The sequence below is a fragment of the Shewanella insulae genome (genome assembly GCF_009831655.1).
GTDB lineage: Bacteria > Pseudomonadota > Gammaproteobacteria > Enterobacterales > Shewanellaceae > Shewanella > Shewanella insulae.
Window position 1 is genome coordinate 56696 of record NZ_WRPA01000016.1, and the last position, 23062, is coordinate 79757.

Annotated in this window: 19 protein-coding genes and 8 tRNA genes; 5 read left to right on the top strand and 22 right to left on the bottom strand. The window is 51.6% G+C overall.

Going from position 1 to position 23062, the window contains the following annotated elements:
• Positions 1 to 96: 96 nt before the first annotated feature.
• Positions 97 to 1536, top strand: a complete 1440-nt coding sequence (locus tag GNT65_RS16060) for a methyl-accepting chemotaxis protein (RefSeq protein WP_160798052.1) — start codon at positions 97 to 99, stop codon at positions 1534 to 1536.
• Between the two features lie 7 nt (positions 1537 to 1543).
• Here GNT65_RS16060 and GNT65_RS16065 read toward each other — a convergent pair whose 3' ends face one another.
• From GNT65_RS16065 to GNT65_RS16090, 6 genes are all read right to left on the bottom strand, one after another.
• Positions 1544 to 2428, bottom strand: coding sequence for a DMT family transporter (locus GNT65_RS16065; protein WP_160798054.1), 885 nt, complete (start codon positions 2426 to 2428; stop codon positions 1544 to 1546).
• Between the two features lie 212 nt (positions 2429 to 2640).
• A complete protein-coding gene (gene kdsA, locus GNT65_RS16070) occupies positions 2641 to 3489 on the bottom strand; it encodes a 3-deoxy-8-phosphooctulonate synthase (RefSeq protein WP_160798056.1) in 849 nt (282 codons plus the stop codon).
• 51 nt (positions 3490 to 3540) lie between these two features.
• A complete protein-coding gene (locus tag GNT65_RS16075) occupies positions 3541 to 4818 on the bottom strand; it encodes a DUF819 family protein (RefSeq protein WP_160798058.1) in 1278 nt (425 codons plus the stop codon).
• A gap of 128 nt (positions 4819 to 4946) precedes the next feature.
• On the bottom strand, positions 4947 to 5735 hold the full coding sequence (locus GNT65_RS16080) for a transglutaminase family protein (protein ID WP_160798060.1): 789 nt from the start codon (positions 5733 to 5735) through the stop codon (positions 4947 to 4949).
• Positions 5735 to 6121 (bottom strand): SirB2 family protein, encoded by a 387-nt coding sequence (locus tag GNT65_RS16085; RefSeq protein ID WP_160798062.1) that lies wholly within the window; start codon positions 6119 to 6121, stop codon positions 5735 to 5737. Before GNT65_RS16085 ends, GNT65_RS16080 begins: the two co-directional genes overlap by 1 nt.
• Positions 6122 to 6238: 117 nt before the next feature.
• Positions 6239 to 7153, bottom strand: coding sequence for a LysR family transcriptional regulator (locus GNT65_RS16090; protein ID WP_244952207.1), 915 nt, complete (start codon positions 7151 to 7153; stop codon positions 6239 to 6241).
• Between the two features lie 94 nt (positions 7154 to 7247).
• Between GNT65_RS16090 and GNT65_RS16095 the strand changes: the two genes are divergently transcribed.
• The gene (locus tag GNT65_RS16095) at positions 7248 to 7661 is read left to right on the top strand and encodes a GNAT family N-acetyltransferase (RefSeq protein WP_160798065.1); all 414 of its coding nucleotides are present in this window, start codon (positions 7248 to 7250) and stop codon (positions 7659 to 7661) included.
• A 119-nt stretch (positions 7662 to 7780) separates the two neighbouring features.
• On the opposite strand, the gene prmC is transcribed toward GNT65_RS16095, so the two are convergent.
• Genes prmC through hemA form a run of 3 tightly spaced genes read right to left on the bottom strand, consistent with a single transcriptional unit; the run spans position 7781 to position 11011 of the window.
• Positions 7781 to 8623 carry a peptide chain release factor N(5)-glutamine methyltransferase gene (gene prmC / locus GNT65_RS16100; RefSeq protein ID WP_160798067.1) on the bottom strand — a complete coding sequence of 281 codons (843 nt, stop codon included), beginning with the start codon at positions 8621 to 8623 and terminating at the stop codon, positions 7781 to 7783.
• Positions 8624 to 8661: 38 nt separating this feature from the next.
• A complete protein-coding gene (prfA, locus tag GNT65_RS16105; RefSeq protein WP_160798069.1) occupies positions 8662 to 9747 on the bottom strand; it encodes a peptide chain release factor 1 in 1086 nt (361 codons plus the stop codon).
• Positions 9748 to 9760: 13 nt separating this feature from the next.
• Positions 9761 to 11011, bottom strand: a complete 1251-nt coding sequence (gene hemA / locus GNT65_RS16110) for a glutamyl-tRNA reductase (RefSeq protein WP_160798071.1) — start codon at positions 11009 to 11011, stop codon at positions 9761 to 9763.
• A 321-nt stretch (positions 11012 to 11332) separates the two neighbouring features.
• Here hemA and lolB point away from each other — a divergent pair, with 321 nt between their 5' ends.
• The 3 genes from lolB to GNT65_RS16125 all read left to right on the top strand — a co-directional run bounded on the left by lolB (position 11333) and on the right by GNT65_RS16125 (position 13838).
• On the top strand, positions 11333 to 11983 hold the full coding sequence (gene lolB / locus GNT65_RS16115; RefSeq protein WP_160798073.1) for a lipoprotein insertase outer membrane protein LolB: 651 nt from the start codon (positions 11333 to 11335) through the stop codon (positions 11981 to 11983).
• Positions 11970 to 12824: a 4-(cytidine 5'-diphospho)-2-C-methyl-D-erythritol kinase gene (ispE, locus tag GNT65_RS16120; RefSeq protein ID WP_160798075.1), complete on the top strand. Its 855-nt coding sequence runs from the start codon at positions 11970 to 11972 to the stop codon at positions 12822 to 12824. The genes lolB and ispE overlap by 14 nt, the downstream gene beginning before the upstream one ends.
• A gap of 66 nt (positions 12825 to 12890) precedes the next feature.
• On the top strand, positions 12891 to 13838 hold the full coding sequence (locus GNT65_RS16125; RefSeq protein WP_041509157.1) for a ribose-phosphate pyrophosphokinase: 948 nt from the start codon (positions 12891 to 12893) through the stop codon (positions 13836 to 13838).
• Positions 13839 to 13918: 80 nt separating this feature from the next.
• On the opposite strand, the gene GNT65_RS16130 is transcribed toward GNT65_RS16125, so the two are convergent.
• From GNT65_RS16130 to GNT65_RS16190, 13 genes are all read right to left on the bottom strand, one after another.
• The gene (locus tag GNT65_RS16130; protein WP_160798077.1) at positions 13919 to 15274 is read right to left on the bottom strand and encodes a winged helix-turn-helix domain-containing protein; all 1356 of its coding nucleotides are present in this window, start codon (positions 15272 to 15274) and stop codon (positions 13919 to 13921) included.
• A gap of 180 nt (positions 15275 to 15454) precedes the next feature.
• Positions 15455 to 17830, bottom strand: a complete 2376-nt coding sequence (locus GNT65_RS16135) for a multiheme c-type cytochrome (RefSeq protein ID WP_160798079.1) — start codon at positions 17828 to 17830, stop codon at positions 15455 to 15457.
• Positions 17831 to 18659: 829 nt separating this feature from the next.
• Positions 18660 to 18744 (bottom strand) — tRNA-Leu (locus GNT65_RS16140).
• 83 nt (positions 18745 to 18827) lie between these two features.
• Positions 18828 to 18902, bottom strand: a tRNA-Gln gene (locus GNT65_RS16145).
• 47 nt (positions 18903 to 18949) lie between these two features.
• A tRNA-Leu gene (locus tag GNT65_RS16150) sits at positions 18950 to 19034 on the bottom strand.
• Between the two features lie 133 nt (positions 19035 to 19167).
• Positions 19168 to 19244: transfer RNA gene (locus GNT65_RS16155), tRNA-Met, on the bottom strand.
• A gap of 20 nt (positions 19245 to 19264) precedes the next feature.
• A tRNA-Gln gene (locus GNT65_RS16160) sits at positions 19265 to 19339 on the bottom strand.
• Between the two features lie 25 nt (positions 19340 to 19364).
• Positions 19365 to 19439 (bottom strand) — tRNA-Gln (locus tag GNT65_RS16165).
• 48 nt (positions 19440 to 19487) lie between these two features.
• Positions 19488 to 19572 (bottom strand) — tRNA-Leu (locus GNT65_RS16170).
• A gap of 89 nt (positions 19573 to 19661) precedes the next feature.
• Positions 19662 to 19738: transfer RNA gene (locus GNT65_RS16175), tRNA-Met, on the bottom strand.
• Between the two features lie 267 nt (positions 19739 to 20005).
• Positions 20006 to 21097, bottom strand: a complete 1092-nt coding sequence (ychF, locus tag GNT65_RS16180) for a redox-regulated ATPase YchF (RefSeq protein WP_160798081.1) — start codon at positions 21095 to 21097, stop codon at positions 20006 to 20008.
• A 70-nt stretch (positions 21098 to 21167) separates the two neighbouring features.
• Entirely contained in the window at positions 21168 to 21755 is a 588-nt protein-coding gene (gene pth, locus GNT65_RS16185) for an aminoacyl-tRNA hydrolase (RefSeq protein ID WP_160798083.1), read from the bottom strand.
• 103 nt (positions 21756 to 21858) lie between these two features.
• Positions 21859 to 22995 (bottom strand): FAD-dependent monooxygenase, encoded by a 1137-nt coding sequence (locus GNT65_RS16190; protein WP_181006337.1) that lies wholly within the window; start codon positions 22993 to 22995, stop codon positions 21859 to 21861.
• Positions 22996 to 23062 lie beyond the last annotated feature (67 nt).

Sequence of the window (23062 nt, forward strand, 5' to 3'; positions counted from 1 at the left end):
TATTTATAAGTAAAAAAAGCGTAATTTTAAGGAGATCGCCGCACCTTATACTACTATTGTCTAAGGCCTCAGCCTTAATTTGAGACGGAAAAAACTATGAGAGAAGTTAATTTTCGCACCATAGACAAACTCTTCATCAAGATGTCTATCAACGATAAATTTTGGGTCATTGGGGCGCTGTTTTTCATCGCCATCACCAGCCTTGGGGTCAGCCGTTATCAGGAGAGCATAGATAGGATAGAGCAAGCCTCTATGACGGCGATAGAAGCCGAGCTATCGGGCATGGTGCGCGCCCTAGAGGCCAGCGGCCAAAGCGACAAGTTTGCCAGCCTTAATATCCAACCCAGCGGCCAGGCCAGCTCCAGTCGTACCCAAGACAGCGTCACCGCCGTGGTACGCAGCGCCGCAGGGCAGAACCTGTCACTGACGCAGAATGTCGCCAGCCGCGAGCGCGACGCGAAACAATCGGCCCTCTACAGCCTACTGCTCACCTATCTCTGGTTGCTGCCATTCACCGTCCTGCTCTACTGGAACGCCACCTTCATCGGCGGCGCCCTCTGGGTACTGTGGACCACCACCAAGAACATCGCCAAGGGCGACCTCACCTCCCGCCTCGGCTTCCATCCGGGCCGCGATGAGTTTGGCACCATAGGCTGCGCCTTGGACAACGCCATGGACACGCTCACCGAACTCGTGGTCACGGTGAAAGACAATGCCGAGACGCTACATAACACCGCCAGCTCATTTGCCTCGGAAAATCAGGAGAGCGAGCGCCAGATCGAACAGCAATACCTCTCCCTCGACTCAGTCGCCACCGCCATGGAGGAGATGACGGCCTCCGCCGGCGAGGTGTCGAACATCTCCAACAGCTCGGTGGAGCAAGTGGAGCAGAACTCACAGTCTATCCGTCAGAGCTATGAGCGAGTGCAGAAGGCGATCAAGGATATCGAGCAGCTCTCGGGCTTTATCGAGCAGACCTCGGATTCGGTGAGCACCCTCAAGGTCAATGCCACCAAGATCAACGAAGTGATCACCACCATCAACGCTATCTCGGAGCAGACCAACCTGCTGGCCCTTAATGCCGCCATCGAGGCCGCCCGTGCCGGTGAGATGGGCCGCGGCTTCGCCGTGGTTGCCGATGAGGTGAGAACCCTGGCCAGCCGCACTCAATCGGCTACGGTCGAGATCCAGGCGATGATCGAGAACCTGCAGCAGGAAACCAACAACATAGACAACATCACCCAGCGCACGGTGAAGCAGGCCGAATCCAGCCAGTCGCTGATCACCGAGATAGGCACAGACGTCAGCGCCATCAACGAGTCATCACAATCGGTTATCGACATGAGCTTCCAAATCGCCGCCTCCTCAGAGGAGCAGAGCGCCGTGGCCAACGATATCGCCTCCGAGCTGAGTGAGATACGCCAGCAGGCCAACGTGATCAAAGAGCTGGCCAACCAGTCCTCGATAGGCGTCAGCCAGCTGTCTCAGGCCTCCGAGAGCCTGGGTAAGATCCTCGCCCGCTACCAGACAGCCTAAGTCCGCATCATCCCCAGATGACTAAGATGGCCGCCACTGCAATCAGCAGCAAGGCGGTCATCTCTTTGGGCTTCACCTTCTGCTTCAGATAACTCCCCGCCACGATTAGGGTAAAAAACACCTCAACTTGACCTAAGGTCTTCACATAGGGCACCGCCTGCAAGGCCATGGCGCTGAACCAACCGATGGAGCCAAGACAACTTGTCACGCTAATAGCCAGGGTCAGCTTAGGCCGACGCCACAGGGCCGCCAGGGTCTGACGGTCCCGCCACCAGAGAAACATTAACAGGACTAGGGTCTGCACGCTTATCACCCAAAACAGCACCCAGGCGGCGCTGTGGGGAAAGGGCAGAGCCAACACCAGACTCGCCTCTCTGACCCAGAGTGAGGTAAGTGCAAAGGCGCTGCCGCAGGCGAGTCCCAGCAACAACACCTGGGGCGAGAGCCTGGCCCCTCCAGCCCCCTTACTCATCAGGAGCACTGCCACCGCGCCAATCACCACGCCGAGCCAGCCCAGCAGGCTCAATTGGGTGCCGAAGAACAGAGCGCCAAACAGGGCGGCGACAATCGCCTCGCTCTTGGCAAGACCTGCGCCGATGGCGAAGTCTCTGAGCTGAAACAGCTTCACCATCAGGCCGGTGGCCACAATCTGCATCAAGCCGGCGCCGATCACAAAGCCCCAGAATGGGGTGGGAAAAAGCGAGGCGCCAATTGCCTGTTCTGGCGGCAGCCAGATATAGAGGGCCATGAGATAACAGGCGGCGATAGGCCCTGCCCAAATAAAACGCGCCAGTGTCACCCCGGCGACCTTGACGTCCCGGCTCAGCTGACTCTGGAGGGCGTTACGCCATGACTGCATGAAGGCGGCGAGAAAGGTAAAGACAATCCACATAAGCGACTCTCTGGCGAAGGGGTTACTAGCCTAGCGTCAAACGACTTACCGCGCGAGTGAAAATGCCTCATGGAAGGTGGACTGTGATATTAAGCGTTGGGACGATGGCAAGCCAAGGCAAAGATGCCTCAACGGGCAACAAAAAGCCCCGCACTGGCGGGGCTTAAGCTTAACTGCAACTTTGACTTAATACAGTCTGAGTGAAGGCTCGCTTACTTGCTGGTATCGATTGGGGCGAAAGACTTCACCAGGTCGTCGATCGCCTTCATCTGGGTCAAATAGTTTTCCAGCTGATGCAGTGGCAATGCACAAGGGCCGTCGCACTTGGCGTTATCCGGATCTGGGTGGGCCTCGATGAACAGACCTGCCAGACCGAGTGCCATGCCGCTACGGGCCAATTCGGTGGCCTGGGCACGACGACCGCCGGCGCTGTCACTGCGTCCGCCTGGACGCTGCAGGGCGTGGGTGGCATCGAAGATCACAGGGTAACCCGACTGCTTCATCTCATCCATCCCCAGCATGTCGACCACCAGGTTGTTATAACCGAAGCAAGAGCCGCGCTCACATAGTATGATCTCGTCGTTACCCGCCTCGTTAAACTTAGTGATGATGTGACGCATTTCATGGGGCGCCAGGAACTGTGGCTTCTTGACGTTGATGATGGCGCCAGTCTTGGCCATGGCGACCACGAGATCCGTCTGACGCGCCAGGAAGGCCGGCAGCTGGATGATATCCACCACCTCGGCCACAGGCTGGCACTGGTATGGCTCGTGCACGTCTGTGATCAGCGGTAGCTTAAAGGTATCTTTAATCTCCTGGAAGATCTTCAGCCCCTCTTCCATGCCGGGGCCGCGATAAGAGTTCACCGATGAGCGGTTAGCCTTGTCGAACGATGCCTTAAACACATAAGGGATCCCCAGCTTCTGAGTAACTTCCGCATAGGTCTCTGCGATCTGCATGGCAAGATCTCGCGACTCGAGCACATTCATGCCGCCAAACAGGACAAAAGGCTTGTCGTTTGCAATTTCAATGCTACCTAACTTTATGGTTTTATTACTCATCGCTACTTCTCTCTTAAGAAGCCGGGGCATCCCCGGCAGGAATCAAATTCTTTATTGGGCCACGACCTGCAGTATCTGACCACACATCCATGCCATATAGGTGCCTACAGCATAGCCTAATACGGCCAGGAGTACACCGACAGGAGCTAGGGCCGGGTGGAAGGCCGCGGCCACCACGGGCGCCGAGGCTGCGCCGCCGACGTTAGCCTGACTGCCCACCGCCATATAAAACAGCGGCGCACGAATCAACTTGGCCACCAGCAACATGAAGCCGGCGTGGACTATCATCCATATGATACCGATGGCGAAATACCACAGGTTGGCCGGGTCAAACAGTTTCAACACGTCCATATGCAGGCCGATAGTCGCCACCAAAATATAGAGGAACGCCGAGGCGACCTTAGAGGCACCCGCCGCCTCGAGGTGGCGCACAGGCGTAAAGGACATAGCCAGGCCTATGGTGGTCACTGTCACGATCAGCCAGAAGAACTTAGAGGTCAGGCTGTAATCCCGGGTCCAGGGATAGTTAGCCTCGAAGAAGGGGCCGAGGAAGTCGGCTATCACATGGGCCAACCCCGTGATACCAAAGCCTACGGCGACTATCATCATCAGATCTCGCAGGCTGGCGATACGGGCATTTTCGGCGTGGTACTTCTCCACCTTCTGCTTGAGGGTCTCGATGGCGCTGGTATCGGCGCCCGTCTTAGCATCGATCTCCTTGGCCTTAGAGGCCATAAACAGCAGAACCGCCATCCAGATGTTGGCCACGATCACATCGACCGTCACCATGATAGAGAAGATGTTACCACCGGCCTCGTAGATCTCCTTCATCGCCGCCTGGTTGGCGCCGCCGCCGATCCAGCTACCGGCCAGGGTGGTCATGCCGCGCCAGACCGCATCCGGGCCGCTCACCCCGAGGATCTCAGGATTGAGGGTCGACACGATAAGTAAGGCAATTGGGCCCCCTATCACTATGCCGACTGTACCGGTTAAAAACATCACGATCGCCTTGGGGCCCAGGCTTAGGATCGCCTTGAGGTCGACACTTAAGATCAGCAGCACCAGACAGGCGGGCAATAGATAGCGGGAGGCGACAAAATAGAGGTTTGAGGTATCGCCATCCAGGATATGGAAGGAGTTGAGCAGCGAAGGCAGGAAATAACAGAGCAGTAGCGCCGGAATGAAACGGTAGAACTTGACCCAGAATGGGTGCTGGCTACTGTTAGTGTAAAACACAAATCCTAAGATCACCGCCAACAGGCCCAGGCCCGTGGCATCATTGGTGACTAACGCCGTGGCGTCATTGCTGACTATCGCGGTACTGCTCATCTCATCTCCCTTTTTATTTTTTGTATTGGTTATTTATTGTTGTAGTTATATTGCTCGCCACAAGTGCCAAATAGCACCGGCGGTAAGTTTCACCCGGCGCTGGGCCTTCCCGGCCTCGACGCTAAGGGTTAATGATAGACCTCAACCTCATCGTTGAGCTCTTTTAACTGTAATTTGACCAGCTCTGTCACCGGGTCATGGGGACTGTTGTCGACAAAGTGTTGCAGGTCCGCTGCGGCGACGCTGATGCAACCTAGCTGCTGGGCGATAAAGGCCCGCTCCCGATTAAGATTCAGATCGTCCTCATGCCACTGCAGCAACAAGTTACAGCACTCCATGGCACTCTCAAACTGGCTCGACAGTATGGCACCGGCCTTGAGCTCATGAAGCATGCGTGATACCAGGCGCTTGAGGCTGGCGGGCTTTAGATAACGCGGCTTAAAAGGCGCCCCATTACCCAGCTCGCCACGCACCAGCACGTGTAGCTGATGACGGCTCAGAGACAACCCGGTAAGCGGATCGATATAGCGTACCTTATCGTCGATACGACAGCTCAGTACCGTGGTACCCGGCAATAGTAGCGGCTGTAACTCGAGATCCAGCTGCTTACCCAGCAGCATTAGCACGGTTGCCAATGTAGTACTGTTACCCTGACGCGTGGTGATACAGCTAGCCAGATCCGCGGCCTCGACACTGAAATAGGACTCTCGTGGGCAGAAGCCGAGATCTTGATAGAACCACTGCAGCAAGGCCGCCAGACGCGCCTCTCGGTCCACCAGATAGTGACTCAGCACAGAGCCAGCCAGCTCAAACCAGGCCCACTTCGCCGCTTCTTTGTCGGAAAATCCCAGGTGCTCGGAAATATCAAAGGCGCTCTCTGGCAGAGAGAGCGCCTCATTTAAGATAAGGTTTGTCATTAACTCATTAATATTGCTTGTTTAAACATGGCTATTTTTGCAGCGTACATCACCCAGGCCAGCGCGCCCAGAGCGGCAAAGGTCTTGAAGAGTTTGTTACGGTTAGCCTTGAGCGAGATAGCCGCCAGGAAGATGTAAGCGATCACTGCGCCTATCTTCTCTGTCAACCAAGCATCCTGAAACGGATACTGCTTGATGATGAAACACAAGGTTAGGCCGGAGAGCAGCAGGAAGGTATCGATCACATGGGGCGCAATCTTAACAAATTTCTTGTCCATGATGGCCGATTGTTTCAGATGCAATGCAAATCGTACGATAAAAAACAGCACACTCACGCTAATCAGGGTGAGATGTAAATGCTTTATAACTGGGTATAAACTGTCCATTATATCTTCTTTCGTGGCTCGCAAAGGCGCTAGTGTACCCGATCAAGGGCCGGGGCACCAATATCGACACAAGCGAATTCAACATATCCACTTAAATTGAGTTAACCCCCTGGTTCATCACGCCTCATGGGTATCGAATAAGCCGTTAATCTGCTCCCTCAGCCAGAGATTCTCCGGGGTATTTTCGGTCGGCTTATAGCTCATCAAGGTCAGCTTGTAGCTAGGCATAGGCAGAGGGACATCGAACTCATTGAGCGGCAGGCTATGGGCAAGCAGGCGCGCCGCCTGACGCGGCAGGGTCACCAGATACCCCGACTCCTCCACCAGAAACGGCGCGTTGATGACATTTGGCAGCTGTATGGCGATATCCCGGCTCAGCCCCTGTAAGGCAAGTACCTGATCCACTATCCCTGTATCTGTTCCCCAGGGGGAGACCAAGATATGCCGACTGGCGAGAAAGATGTCGCGGTTCATCTTCATCACCTTAGAGCTTGCCAGCGTGCAATAGTCTCCCTCCCACCACAGGGACTCGGAAACTAGCCTGTGGCCCTCCGCGTCATCATGGGAAAAGCCCAAGGCAAGATCCAGCTGGCCCGTCTCGAAACGACTCAGGGGCATGCGCTGCTCATCGTGAATAAGGTTGAGGCGCACCTTGGGCGCCAGGGTGCTGATCCGCTTGGCGAGACGGGACATCAACATCAGGGCGGTAAAGTCGGTCACCGCGATGCGAAATGCATGCTGACTCAACGCCGGCGAAAATGCCTGCTTGGACAAAAGGCAGTCGCTGAGCCTGTCCAGCACCTGGCCGACCTCAACGCTGATGGCGTCGGCGTAGGGAGTCGGGATCATCGCACTGGCCGAGCGGATAAATAGGGGATCGTCCAGCTGCTGGCGCAGGCGAGAGAGCGCATGACTAAATGCCGACTGACTCAGATGCATCTGCTGGGCCGCCTGGGTCACACTGCGACAACAATAGAGCGAGTGAAACAACTTAAGAAGATTTAAATCAATATGATACAAACCATTATGCATAGATTTCATTTCCCAATGCAGATAATGCACTTATCAGATTAACACCGCTAGTTTAAGCTAGTCGGCATAGGAATCAACATCAAGGTAGTTATCCATGACCATGACATTTACCCAAGACACCAGCGCCGAATTTGCCGAGGCGGTGCAGCAGAAAATCGCCGAGTTTAACTGGCAGCGCTGGGAGGTGAGCGAGCGCTTACCTCTGGGACTAAAGCTTGAGAATGAAGCGGGTGAATTAGTAGCCGGCCTGTCGGCTCGCACCTTCGGCAACTGGCTGATGATAGACAACTTCTGGGTGAGCGAGTCGCTCAGAGGCCAGCATATCGGCAGCAAGATGCTACAAGAAGCCGAACGTATCGCCAGGGAACGCGGCTGCATCTACGCCATCCTGGATACCCTTAACTTTCAGGCGCGGCCCTTCTACGAGGCCAGAGGCTATCGACTGGAGTGGACACAGGAGCAGTATCCAAAGACGGGTTGCAAGTACTTCATGACCAAGACGCTCTAGTCGAATCTCAGTCTTATTTTACTACAGAGTAAAACGCCACGGACAGATCGCCGTGGCGTTTATGGTTTGAAGCGATAGGCTAACTCAGGCCAGAACTCTAAAATCGCCGACTAGCGACATTATCTGGGCCAGCGCCCCAGGGTACACCTGTCGTTGCTGCCGAAGTCACGTACCGTAGCTACCGCCTCGTAACCCAACTCGACCATCTTGTCTCGCACCGTGAGGGCCTGGCCGAAACCATGCTCCAGCAGCAGATAGCCGCCTGGTGCCAGGTAATCACGAGCCGCCTCGGCAATATGAAAGAGATCCGCATAGCCATGTTCACCGGCGGTGAGCGCGCTATGGGGCTCGAAGCGTACATCCCCTTGGGACAGGTGCTCGTCTTCTTCATCGATATAGGGCGGATTGGAGACGATCAGGTTAAAGTCATAGCGATTGATGGCGTCGAACCAGTCACTCTGAAGCACCTCCACCTGAGGCAGCTTGAGGTTGTCGCGGTTGGCCTTGGCCAGGGCGACGGCCTCGAGTACCTTATCCACAGCGGTGATCTGCCAGTTGTTTCGCTCGAAGGCCAGCGACAGGGCGATTGCCCCGGTACCTGTACCCAGGTCCAGCACCTTGGCATTCTCCGCCAACGGAAGATTGAGAGCTGTCTCCACCAAGATCTCTGTGTCGGGGCGCGGGATCAAGGTGGTGGGATTGACCATGAAGGGCAGCGACCAGAACTCACGCTCGCCGACGATATGGGCAATCGGCGTGCCTAGCTCTCGGCGACCGACCATCTGCTTATACTCGGTTACCTGCTCGCTGGTCAGACGCTCGTCTGGCCAGGTATAGAGGTAACTGCGCTGCTTATGAATGATATGCAGCAGCATCACCTCGGCATCGAGCTTGGCACTGTCAGACACATCCTGGAGTCGAGTAGAGGCCCATTCGAGGGCCTGTGCTAACGTCTGAAACAAAAAATTTCCTTAATCACCTAGCGGCAATGATAGCGAGGTTAGCCTTCGGAAAGGGCTGCTAACATGTCGGCTTGGTTTTCCTGCATCAGAGGGCCGAGGATGGCATCGAGATCCCCTTCCATCACCTCGTTAAGGCGGTAGAGGGTTAAGTTAATTCTGTGCTCGCTAACACGTCCCTGTGGGAAGTTATAGGTACGCACACGCTCAGAGCGGTCACCACTGGCCACCAGGTTACGACGAGTCGATTCCTCTTCGCTGCGGCGCTTTTCATCTTCCACAGCCTGAATACGCGCCGATAGCACGCTCATGGCCTGGGCACGGTTCTTATGCTGAGAACGTTGATCCTGACACTCCACCACGATACCCGAAGGGATATGGGTAATACGGATAGCAGAATCTGTCTTGTTGACGTGCTGACCACCTGCGCCCGAGGCGCGGAAGGTATCGACCTTAAGGTCGGCGGGATTTATCTCGATCGCTTCGGCTTCTGGGATCTCAGGCATGACCACCACGGTACAGGCCGAGGTATGAACTCGCCCTTGTGATTCGGTTTCAGGCACACGCTGCACGCGGTGACCGCCCGACTCAAACTTGAGCTTACCATAGACGCCCTCGCCCGAGACCTTCATGATCAGTTCTTTAAAACCGCCATGTTCACCTTCGTTGGCGTTCATGATCTCTATCTGCCAGCGATTAGCCTCGCAGTAGCGGCTATACATGCGGAACAGGTCACCGGCAAAGATAGCGGCCTCGTCACCACCGGCACCGGCACGGATCTCGACAAAGGCGTTGTTATCGTCTTTAGGATCTTTCGGCAACAGCAGGATCTGCAACTCGCCTTCCAGGGTTTCCAGGGTCGCCTTGGCTTCTTTGATCTCTTCTTGCGCCATCTCTTTCAGATCGGCGTCATCTTCATTGAGCATCTCCTGCGCCGAGGCAAGGTCTTCCTCTGCCTGACGATAGGCCTTGAAGCTCTTGACCACTTCTTCGAGTTGAGAATACTCTTTGGACAGAGCGCGAAAACGCTCCTGATCGGCGATGATTTCCGCATCACTCAGCAGCGCCAAAACCTCTTCATTACGCTCCAGCAAGCCTTCGAGCTTGCGAATAACACTGTCCTTCATTACAACGCTAACCTTAGTCTTTATCTAGTCCGAGCGCTGTTCTTAATTGTCCTAAGCTATTGAGGTCACCGCGGCGACTCGCCTGGGTGAGCGCCTGGGTCGGCGCGTGGATCAACTTATTGGTCAACTTATTCGCCAGTTCCAGTATTAGCTGCTCGCTATCACCGCCCTGGGCCAACTTATTGATTGCCCGTTCGACCAACTCATCTTTGATCGCCATGCTCTGGCTTCGGTATTCACGAATGCTGTCGACCGACTCTAACGATCGAATCCATTCCATGAATTGATGAGATTCCTCTTCAACAATTAATTCAGCTTTCTCGGCCGCCTCACGTCGGGAGGCCATATTCTGTTCAATAATGCTTTGCAGATCGTCAACCGTGTATAAGAAGGCATCGTCCAGCTCGGCCACTTCGGCCTCGATATCTCTAGGAACTGCTATATCAACCAATAACATAGGTTGATGACGACGCTGCTTAAGCGCTTTTTCTACCATGCCTTTACCCAGTATAGGTAATGGGCTGGCGGTAGAGGATATCACGATATCGGCCTTAGGGAGAAAATCTGGTATCTGTTCGAGCGTAATTGCCGTCGCACCGAACTCTTCGCACATGGCTTCGGCACGGGAAATGGTACGGTTAGCGACTATCATAGAGTCGACACCATTGTCTTTCAGGTGGCGCGCCACCAGCTCTATGGTCTCACCGGCGCCGATAAGCAGCACCTTAGTGGCGCTCAGTGCCGAGAAAATATGTTTGGCCATGCTCACCGCCGCGAAGGCAACAGAAACGGCCGCGGCGCCAATTTCGGTCTCGGTGCGCACCTTCTTGGCTACGGAGAAGGTGTTTTGGAACAGTCTGTCCATGGTGACTGCAACCGTGCCAGCCTCTTTGGCCTTCACGAAAGATTGCTTCACCTGACCTAAGATCTGCGGTTCACCCAGGATGAGGGAGTCGAGTCCCGACGAGACCCGCATCAGATGCTGTACGACCTGCTGCCCTTGATACTTGTACAGGCAGGGCAAAACATCTTCGTGGGATAACTGATGATAAGACTCCAGCCAGCTGATCACATCCGCCTCATCACCCGTGTTGCAATAGAGCTCGGTGCGGTTACAGGTCGAGACGATCACCGCCTCCCCTGTCTTAGTCCGACTGGCAAGACTCTTCATCGCTTCATGAATTTTATCAGGCGCAAACGCTACCTTTTCACGTAGGTCTACAGTGGCTGTTTTATGATTAATACCGATTGCTACAAGGCTCATCTGACTCTTTCTGGTCTCTAGGGTCTGTTAATCTTGCGAGTTCATTGACTACCGGCCCATAGGCCTGAATCGTCTCACTTAATGCCAGCCATTCTACGCAATTGAGTCGACTAAAAACAGAATACGCTTAACAAAACCGAATAATAATCTGGCTTGTCACAACTTTTTTCTATTAAACCTGAGGCTTAAAATTGAGCCGTCACGGGCTCGGACAAAATTAGTCATTGCTAACCCTAGCCTAGGCTGGCAGGAAATTTGGGATTAGTCGTTGGTATTTAAAGTCAGCCCTCGTATGATATGCGCTAGTCATTTTAGCCATAGATGAATAATTTGAACTACTTCACAAAAATATCGGCAAGCTGTGCGGCCTTACTGCTAATGACCCTCGCCGGCTGCGCTTCCCATATACCGACCGACTATGTCCCCACACAGGTAAAAACCGCTAATCAGGCAGAGGCCTGGGAGCTGCAAGGCAAGTTGGCGGTGCGTACCCCGGACGATAAATTCAGCACCAACCTTTACTGGTTCCATACCCAGACCAACGACGACTTGACCCTCACCACTATGCTGGGCACCACTGTCATGACACTCAACAAGACCCCAAATCTTGCAAGCCTGGAAATTGAAGACAAGGTCTATGAGAACGCCGACGCCGAAGCGTTGCTTAAACGCCTCACCGGTTGGTCGATTCCGGTCGAGACCCTGCCGCTGTGGATCACCGGGCAGATCTCCTCGCTGGATGAGGTGGTCGCCGTCGACGACCAGGGTCGCCCCAAGGAGGTGCTTAACCACACGGGCAGCAGCCCTTGGCACGTTAGCTTCAACAGCTGGCAAGCGCAGAGCGGCGCCGAACTGCCGAGACTGTTACAACTACAACGGGACGAAATCCGTTTAAAGCTGCAGATAAGCCAATGGCAGGCTCTGACGCCCAAGCGCGCATCACAACTGGAATCGACAGATGACAAGCAATAGATCTACCGCCTGGCCGGCACCGGCTAAACTCAACCTGTTTCTCCACGTCAACGGCCGCCGCGCCGATGGCTACCATGAACTGCAGACCCTGTTTCAGTTTATCGACTACTGCGACTACCTGGATTTTGCCGTCAACGACAGCGGCAGCCTCACCCTACATTCGGAGATGGAAGCAGTTGTTGCAAATAGCGATAACTTAATTCTAAAAGCTGCAAAATCTTTGCAGGAGTACAGCGGCACCCACCAAGGCGCCGAGATCTGGTTGGACAAAAAATTGCCAATGGGTGGTGGCATAGGCGGCGGCTCATCCGATGCTGCCACCACCTTAGTAGCCCTCAATCATCTTTGGCAGACCCAATTATCACAGGATGAACTGGCTAAAATTGGTCTCACTCTTGGCGCTGATGTCCCTGTTTTTATTAATGGTTTAGCGGCATTTGCCGAAGGGGTCGGCGAAAAACTAATCCCAGTCGAGGCACCCGAAAACTGGTACCTGATCCTGACTCCGGATGTACATGTTTCCACCGCCGAGGTGTTTAACGATCCCCAGCTACCAAGGAACACACCTAAGCTCTCCATGGATGATTTAATGAGCAGTGACTGGCATAACGATTGCCAACCCAGGGTCGCCGAGCGCTACCCCCAAGTTGCCAAAGCATTGGCGTGGCTGATAGAATATGCGCCGTCCAGAATGACGGGGACCGGAGCATGTGTATTCGGTATCTTCGACACACGCCAGCAGGCACAGCAGGTTTTTGCCAAATTGCCGGCGGATTTGTGCGGTTTCATCGCCAAGGGGACAAATAAATCACCATTAGCCTTGCGGTTAGCGCAAGGCTAAGTTCATGCGGGATAAGTAGATGTTATCCCGATCATTACAATGAAGCATACGCCTGAGGTCCATACAGTGCCTGACATTAAACTATTTGCTGGTAACGCAACCCCCAGTCTCGCCAAGAAGATAGCAGATCGCCTATTTTGTAAACTCGGAGACGCTGAGGTTGGCGTTTTCAGTGACGGTGAAATCAGTGTCCAGATTAACGAAAATGTACGTGGGGCGGATGTATTTATCATTCAATCTACTTGTGCACCTACTAACGATAACCTGATGGAACTCATCGTTATGGTAGACGCGCTACGTCGCGCATCTGCTGGCCGTATTACTGCAGTTATTCCTTACTTCGGCTACGCCCGTCAAGACCGTCGCGTACGCAGTGCTCGTGTGCCTATTACCGCTAAGGTTGTCGCCGACTTCCTATCAAGCGTAGGTGTCGACCGCGTACTGACCTGTGACCTGCACGCCGAGCAGATCCAGGGCTTCTTCGATGTACCTGTAGACAACGTATTCGGTAGCCCTGTGCTGCTGGAAGATATGCTGGGCAAGGAACTGGACAACCCTGTCGTGGTTTCACCAGATATCGGTGGTGTAGTACGTGCCCGCGCCGTTGCCAAGCTACTTGATGACTCAGATCTGGCTATCATCGACAAGCGTCGTCCACAGGCGAACGTTGCTCAGGTAATGCATATCATAGGTGACGTTCAAGGCCGCGACTGCATCATTGTCGACGACATGATCGACACAGGCGGTACTCTGTGTAAGGCTGCCGAAGCGCTGAAAGAACACGGTGCAAACCGCGTATTCGCCTACGCGACTCACCCAGTATTCTCTGGTAACGCGCCTAAGAACATCGCCGAGTCTGTGATCGACGAAGTGATAGTGACCGACACCATCCCGCTAAGCGAAGAGATGGCGGCACTGGATAAGGTGACTCAGCTGACCATGTCTAGCGTGATGGCAGAAGCTATTCGCCGTGTGAGCAACGAAGAGTCTATCTCTGCGATGTTTAAGCACTAATCACAAGCTTCATGCTTGACGAAAAAAGCCACTCTTATGAGTGGCTTTTTTGTGTCATCTCCAATCCAATTCTCTTTTCATTAGAGTGACACTTGCTCCCTATGAGCCCATACCATAGTCTCCCCCCACAAGGGTAGCATCCATACACCGCTATCATCATCTTGATGAAGTTGCCTCAACACCATTCGCTCATTCTGCAGTACATGTTTGCGGATCTCGCGGTATATAGTCGCAGACTCTTTCGAGATCTGTTGTGGACTGGTGAAGGAACTATCATCTACATCCACAAGGAAAGTGCGAACAGCTTTGCCATCTACTTCACTTTGCGTCAATTTAAAGTCACCACTAAATTGATAACGAATAGAGATCTCTTTAAGCATGTCATCGGTAATACATGCTGCTGCAACCAACTTACCTCGGTTTGCAGAATCAAATATCATTGATAAGCGAACATCTGCACGAACTATATTCTTACTGTCAGAGTAGTAGTAAACATCGGCTCGATAGACGTCTTCAACCACGCTTTTATCTGCTGGTGCAAATTTATCTAAGAGGATGTTGTTATAGGTCACTTGCTCCATTCTGAGCTTAGTATCCGCTAACCATTGAATATCAAGAGGTGGAGTAACGTCACCCACAGATCTGACTAAATTAAGTGGCTGTTTGTCAGTGCAACGACCATTAAATTGGTTACATAACGCCACAGATTCATAACGACCATTTTCAAAAGCAAACAACTGTTTTTCGCTGGCATTTTTAAAAATACTGTCATAGTTAAACCAATTATCAATCACACCTTGGGTGGTAATACTTTCTGCTTGGTCATCTAATTGCACTGTGTATAACAACGATTCGTTTCGCGCCAATGAGAAAGGCTTTGCAGTAATCGAAGCTACATCAGGTTCAGTAAGCAAAGAAAGGTAATTAACGGTGGCTTTTAATCCACCTGAAAAATGCAGCCCTGCAATTAACACAATAACAATACTCAATACTGTATTACGATAAAATCTCAGCTTGGTTGACTTAAGTTCACTTTCACTCTGAATTGAAATCGCTGTCGTTGATCTTCTGTCAGGAGTTTCCTGACAGCTTAGCGTGCCTACATTAGCTGCCACCGCAGGAGATCCAGTTTCTACCGTCTCAGTAATGCACAAGCTGTATCCGTAGCGCGGGATATTTTTTATTTCAATGTCTGTTTTTCCATGTAACTTTTTTCTTAAGCTACTCATGCATTGAGTCAAAGATGAAGGCGCAACGACTCTGCCAGGCCAGCCGGCGGCATTTAGAGTCTCTTTACTAACTACCTCACCTACATTCTTAACTAAGCTTTTTAGTACTTCTAATTCAGAGAGCGATAATGCACAACGAGTCGAAAGTTTAGTATCGACTAACTCTCTGGCATCCAAATCAATCATTAAAAATTCTGTAATCTTCACAACCTAACCCCTACTACTTTTAGCAGCCCCCAAGCAGTATTCTACGGCACTTTATTAATCCTAAATCTGACATAATGCTGAGTTCCAATTAAACAATTGACGCTTTGTTAATATTTGTGATCCCCGTAAAAAAAGACCCTAGCAAAAAGCTAGGGCCAAAAATATTGCAGGATGAAAACTTTATTTCAGGTTATGTGATTCCTTTAGGTTATTTAAATCATGACACACTGCACATGACTCTTCGCCTGTGTACTGACCTAGCTCCACACCGAACTGTGCTCCATTTTGTTTCATATGACTCACAACATCTTTACGCACTTGACGGCGATCTTCACCCTCTTCGGCGGCACGTTTACCATGACAGCTTAAGCAAACTGCAGCGGTTGGTGATACATAGGCATCAGCTTTAGCATCCACCGCGTAACGCTTGTTGCCGCTGGTATCTTTACCATTTGCAGGGTCTAGACCGTCATAGGTATCCATATAATCAAGATCCAGCGCCAATGGCTTACGACCCACTAAGTACTTGGCATCAAAGCTATCACCTTCGTGACACTTCACACAGTTAGCAAGATCAGCTGAATACTCAACATTACGCTTCCAGCCTTCACCACCTTGGTTTGCACGGTTGTTTGCATGCATAGCATGAATCCATACTTTCTGATCAGGGTGGCTCATAGTTAACTGCTCAACATAGTCAGCATCACCTTGCTTAGTATGAGAGTCACGTACAACCTGAGTCGGTGGGTTATTCGCATTGTGACAAGCTAAGCATTCTTCACCGGCATTTGATGCGGTTGTCCAGTCACGCTCACCACGAGGAGATAAGCTTTTCAGCTTAATCATCTCATCTAGAATACCGTCACCATCGTTATCCACTGAGCCCGATGCACAGGTAGTACCGAAGTATGCTGGATCATTCTTAGTAACAGCGTGACAGCTACGACAGTTCAGTGTCATTTGAGCCATGCCATCGCTATCGCGAGTTGTCATACCATGGCATGAACCACACTTTTCGTTGGTAACGATTTGACGGCGAGGTCTTTCAGGGATAAGGCCTTTATCATCAAAGAAGTGTAACCAGTTGAAGCCTGCGGCACCTTGGCCCCAAACACTCGATGTTTCCTTACAAGACTCGAGGTTTTCCCCCTTCTTATCCATACAGAACCAGATACGCGGCGTGACCATACCATAGCTATCAGTTAGGCTACCTTCGAACTCATCTTCTAGCTCAAAAGGACCTATCTCATAGGTCGTCTTACCGTTCTCATAGCTCAGTACGATAGGATCTTCTACATAGCCAGGGAAGTTCTCCTTATTGGTGAATACGCGTAGGATTTTACCACGCTCCATTCCCATATCTTGACCACCCCAGTTGATGTAGAACTCTGAGTAATAGAAGAAGTCGACTTTATCTAGTTGCTTATTCATCGACTTACCATCTTTGTCGAGAATATCAACGGTAAGCTGTACATAACCGGTTTTAGCCGTATCTAAACCAGAATCAATGTTTTTCTGAGCTTGAGGTACTGCCACCATTTTGGCATCGGTCACAGTCAGATGCACATTTTCACGACGAGAGGTCTGTCCCTTATAGGTCGCTAAATGCACTGTCTCAACAACTTCTGGCGTATGGCAGTTTGCACACTGAGCATTATCTTCATATGGCCAGTGGTTAACGCCCTCTTTGAAGTTCACATCGGTATGACAGGTAATACAGGTTTCTTGGGTCGGTACTGTCTTCCAGTTAGTGTAATCAACAGCCTGCTCATTTTCGGAGTGACAGTTATCACAACCACCTACAGGCGCAGAAATCACACCAATATGCTTATCATGGGCAAGCATAGGAAAGACTTTAGAGGCACTGCTAACTTTATTGTCTGTGTGGCAAGAGATACAAGTTTCCACTTCTTTGTAGTGACCACCATGAATGGTGAAGTCATCGTGACAACCAGTACAGTTTTGATTGTTGATCACACTCTTAGTGTAAAGCGGTGCTTCGCCATTATTACGAAAATCATGGCTTTTGTTGGCATAGGCTAAGGTTTTTCCACCCAGTGTATCGCCACCCGTTGTGACAATGAGACGTAGTGTCTTGTCATCTGTCACACTAAAGGCTGTTTCTGTAGTCACATCCTTTAGGAACTTATAAGTATAAGTGCCATCTTGGTTGTCGGTTAATGTGCCACATTTAGCATACTTGCTGCCAGGGCAAGACTCAGAGCTAAGTAGCTTCCAGCTATTGGCATCACCATTTTGACCTTGTTCTAGGCCAGATAAAATAAAGCCAAAGTGCTCTAGGCCAACAACGGGTAAGTCTTTCTCATTAGTAACCGTAAAGGTCACTTCACTGTCACTGGCGACCAATACCTTATCGACATTCACTGCTAGGTCGGTTGCAGAGGTCGCCACAGTTAAACCAGGCTTACCATCTTTACCGTCAGTGCCATTAGCACCGTCTGCGCCTGGCGCGCCATCATCGCCACCACAGCCCGTTAAGGCCAGTCCGATGAATGCTGCTAAAGCAGTAACTTTTATATTGACTCGTTTCATCATCTGTTCCACTCACTTTTTATTTAGCCCTCTTTATTGGGGCAAGCGAAATGTAACTAACCGAGTGCAATTAAAGTGTGACCGTCTCGATTGCATTTTAGAACAAATTACTCAACGAGAAATACTGCACAAACAAAGGTGAAATTGTTAACAACCCAACCAATACAGGTTAACAACCCCAAACATATTGGTTATAAAAATGTTGACCGCAACAGAAAAAGCGTGATTGTTAGCACTAAAACGGCTAACAAAAGTTAACAAAAGGATGATTTGTTACCAAACATTAGGATTTATTACCGCTCAGCACTTATCCCACCAGCAAACCATTACAATTGATCTCGAAGAAGTACCCAATATCCGACACTGCCCCCATGTCATGACTCAAAGATAAAAAGACTTCTTGCGAAGGGCGCACAGCAAAACACATAACAAGCATTTTAAACACGTCTGATATTGTTTGTGCTCCCAGATCTCATTCACTTACTCCTCATCAGTATCATCTAGGCACTTCGTACGATTAACATGCGTAGATCGCCCCTATCTTCTTTATTGACAAGACACTTTATGAAGGGATGAATAAAATAGGAAGCGCAGAGAGCACTATTGGCGAATATAACTAAAGAAGCGCTAAACTCGGACAACAAATCGATTAGCTACTGAAAATACCGACGTCGATCTCAATTTAATGAACGCTCCAATAAAGCGCTGAGTAATCATTGATTAACTACTCTTTTAAATAAATTGGTATCGAATCTCTAAGAAGCGGCCAACAACTAGCAGGCTTCAGATACAAAAAAGCCTGTCACTTGGACAGGCTCTTCGTATTTTATAATGGTACGGGAGGAGAGACTTGAACTCTCACACCTTGCGGCACCAGAACCTAAATCTGGCGTGTCTACCAATTCCACCACTCCCGCACTGCATCTGGTTTTATATCCTGACAGGATAGCGAGTTCATTGCTCGCAATGCATCAATTTTATATCTAGATGAAGATAAATATGGCTGGGGTACCAGGATTCGAACCTGGGAATGCCGAGATCAAAACCCGGTGCCTTACCGCTTGGCGATACCCCAATAAGTTTTTTTGTCGGGTTACAGGCGATACCTGCAAGCCTAAATAATGGTACGGGAGGAGAGACTTGAACTCTCACACCTTGCGGCACCAGAACCTAAATCTGGCGTGTCTACCAATTCCACCACTCCCGCTTAGCATCTAGTTTTATATCTTGATGAAGATTCTAGTCATATGTCTGAGCCTAGAGCTCAACTAACTAGCAAATCTCTAGTTTTACATCTAGAGCAGATGGCGCCGATAACGGCGGATTTACCTGAAATAAGATGGTAGCTATGGCGGGACTTGAACCTGCGACCCCAGCATTATGAGTGCTGTGCTCTAACCAGCTGAGCTACATAGCCACATTTATCTTATTGATAAATGGCTGGGGTACCAGGATTCGAACCTGGGAATGCCGAGATCAAAACCCGGTGCCTTACCGCTTGGCGATACCCCAATAATCAAGTTAAGCAAGAGGAAAATGGCTGGGGTACCAGGATTCGAACCTGGGAATGCCGAGATCAAAACCCGGTGCCTTACCGCTTGGCGATACCCCAATTTTCTTGCTTAAGACTAAAGGTAGACAACCTCTAGTCAAAAATAAATGGTACGGGAGGAGAGACTTGAACTCTCACACCTTGCGGCACCAGAACCTAAATCTGGCGTGTCTACCAATTCCACCACTCCCGCACTGTCTCTAGTTTTACATCTTGAAGAGATGGTGGCCTATATTGTCTGGACCAAGTCCCTGCCACAATCAATTTTACATCTTGAAGGGATGGTAGCTATGGCGGGACTTGAACCTGCGACCCCAGCATTATGAGTGCTGTGCTCTAACCAGCTGAGCTACATAGCCATCGATATTTCGCGCCCCTCTTGCTGAGGAACGGGGCGTATTATGCTTATTCAGCGTAGGCAGGTCAACAGCTTTTTTTCGCTAATTTAAACTATCTTAGCCGTTCGCCTATAAACTCACCAAAGTGAACAGGCCTTATGCAATTCGCCCCTAAAAACCTGCAATTAACGCCTATTTTCAGCCGCGAGATAAAGCAAAACGGCCCGATAGGAGTATCGAGCCGCTTAAGCGTTTGTCGGTTTTCGCCGCTAAACGCGGCGTCAATCCCTATACGTTGAAGAGGAAATGCATCACATCGCCATCTTTAACCACATAGGTCTTACCTTCGACACGCAGTTTGCCCGCATCCTTAGCACCCGCCTCACCCTTGTAAGCGATGAAGTCATCATAAGACATCACCTGGGCACGAATGAAACCGCGTTCGAAGTCGGTGTGGATCACACCGGCCGCTTGGGGGGCACAGGCGCCGACTGGCACAGTCCAGGCGCGAACCTCTTTCACACCTGCGGTAAAGTAGGTGTGCAGATCCAGCAGTTGGTAACCGGCACGGATCACACGGTCGAGACCTGGCTCTTCCAAGCCTAAGTCGGCCATGAACTCGTCACGATCTTCTGCATCCATCTCGGCCAGCTCAGATTCAATTGCTGCACACACAGCCACAACTACCGCATTCTCTCTGGCCGCGATCTCGCGTACCACGTCCAGATGTGGGTTGTTCTCGAATCCATCTTCGGCAACGTTAGCGATATACATGGTTGGCTTGAGGGTCAGGAAGTTAAGATAGTTAACCGCCGCTAACTCCTCTTTACTGAGATCCATTGAGCGCAGCATGTGGCCTTCGTCCAGCACGGGGCGCATCTTCTCCAGCACGCTCACCTCGAACTTAGCATCTTTATCGCCGCCCTTAGCACGCTTTTGCTGACGAGTGATGGCGCGCTCACAAGAGTCCAAGTCGGCCAGCGCCAGTTCTGTGTTGATCACTTCGATGTCGCTTGCAGGCGATACCTTGTTAGCCACGTGCACGATATTGTCATCTTCAAAACAGCGCACCACGTGACCGATAGCATCGGTTTCGCGAATGTTTGCCAGAAACTTGTTACCCAGGCCTTCCCCTTTAGAGGCACCCGCTACCAAACCCGCGATATCGACGAATTCCATAGTGGTTGGCAACACACGTTCAGGCTTAACGATTTCCGCCAGGGCCTCCAAACGTGGATCCGGCACAGGTACCACACCCGTGTTAGGCTCGATCGTACAAAACGGGAAGTTTGACGCTTCGATACCCGCCTTAGTCAAGGCGTTGAACAGAGTCGATTTACCTACGTTTGGTAGGCCGACGATGCCACATTTAAAACCCATATTATTACCTTTATTCAATTAACCTTATCGCCAATGCGATAATGAAGCTGTTCACTGCCGAATGGTCTATTTAACCGGCCTTGTAAGAGTGCAACCTGTGCATCGCCTTACTCATATCTTCCTTAAAGAGCACCTCGGTGGCGCGCACCGCCTCGTCAATGACCTCTTCGATGAGGCGTTGTTCGGTCTGCGGCGCCTTGCCCAGCACATAGTTGCTGACCATGCTTTTATCACCTGGATGGCCAATGCCGATACGCAGTCGATAGAACCCCTTGTCGTTGGCGAGCTTGGCGATGATATCTTTGAGGCCATTGTGACCACCATGACCGCCACCCAACTTAAACTTGGCCACGCCCGGCGGCATATCCAGCTCATCGTGAGCCACTAAGATCTCATCGGGTGCAATACGGAAGAAGTTTGCCAAGGCCCCCACCGACTTACCACTGAGGTTCATGAAGGTGGTTGGGATCAACAGACGCACATCTTTGCCGTACAGGGTTGCCCTAGCGGTCAAGCCATAGTATTTGCTGTCGGGCACCAGGCTGACACCACACACCCGGGCCAGCTCCTTGACATACCATGCACCTGCGTTGTGCCGAGTCTGCTCATATTTGTCGCCTGGATTAGCCAAGCCTACGATAAGCTTTATATTGCTCATTTCACCCTTGTCCGTTCGCAAGTGCCAATAAAAAACGCGGCATTTTAGCACTCAATCGAGTCGGCAACAAATTTATCCCGGACAAGGGCAATATGGCCTGAGCTTATAGCCCCATGGCGTACTTGAGCACCTTCTGCTTGATAGGGCCGTCTATGTTCGCCAGTTTGAGGGCACCATTTCGCAGCAGTTTCAGTGGCAGGAGATCGTTGCTAAAGCCGGCATAGAAGAGATCCATGGTGGTCATCATCAGCTGATTGTCGGTGTAACGCTTAGCCTGATAGGTCATGAGCACCTCCTTATCCCACCAGCATTTATGGTTGGCGATGGCATCGGCAAAGGTGTCTATCAGGGCGCTGACATCCTTAAAGCCCAGGTTAACGCCCTGACCGGCAAGCGGATTGATGGTATGGGCGGCGTCGCCCAGAATGACCAGATGATCATCAAAGTAGCGCTGGGCGTGGCGACGGGTCAACTTGAAGCTTCCCTTAGAGAGCACCTTGAACTCACGGGCCAGGCGCTTGGGAAAATGGGCATCTATCTGCTCATGCAGCGCCTGATTACTTAAACTTTGCAGCTGCGCGATGCGACTGGCATCGTCATACCACACCAAAGAGGCATGCTTACCAGGTAGCGGAAGCAAGGACCGCGGCCCCTTGGGGGTAAACTGCTGCCAGGTGACATCCTGCTCTTCTTGCTCGGTGGCGATATTGATCAGCATGGCCGACTGGGCGTAATCCCAGCCCGTTACGCCGATCCCGGCCCACTGGCGCACCTGAGAGTTAGCGCCATCGGCGCCCACCAGCAGCCGAGTCTCTATCTCGCTACCATCGTCCAGGGTGAGACGAATGCCACCTTCCATGCGGGTAAACTGACTCACCTTAGCCGGGCAGAGCAGGCTGAGATTGTCATGGTGGTCAAATTGCTGCCACAGGGCCAGCTGCACCAGGCGGTTCTCGACGATATGCCCAAGGTGAGAGGCACCAATCTGGTCGCTGTGAAACTGGGTGATGCAGCCATCGATTTCCCAGGTTTCCAGCCCCTTGTAGGCCACCTGACGCATCTCGCCGAGCACAGACAGGGCGCCCAGACGCTCGAGCAACTGCTCCGAGGCAACGCTAATGGCCGATACCCTAAGATCCAATGCCTGCTCACTGTCGTAGGCCTTAGGCGCATAGGCCTCAACCACGGCCACCGACAGGCCAAGCTGCGCCAACCCGAGGGCCGTCGCCGCCCCCACCATACCGCCGCCTAATACGACAACATCTTTTACTAAGGTCTTGCGCTGGTTCTGACTCACCTTGGGTACG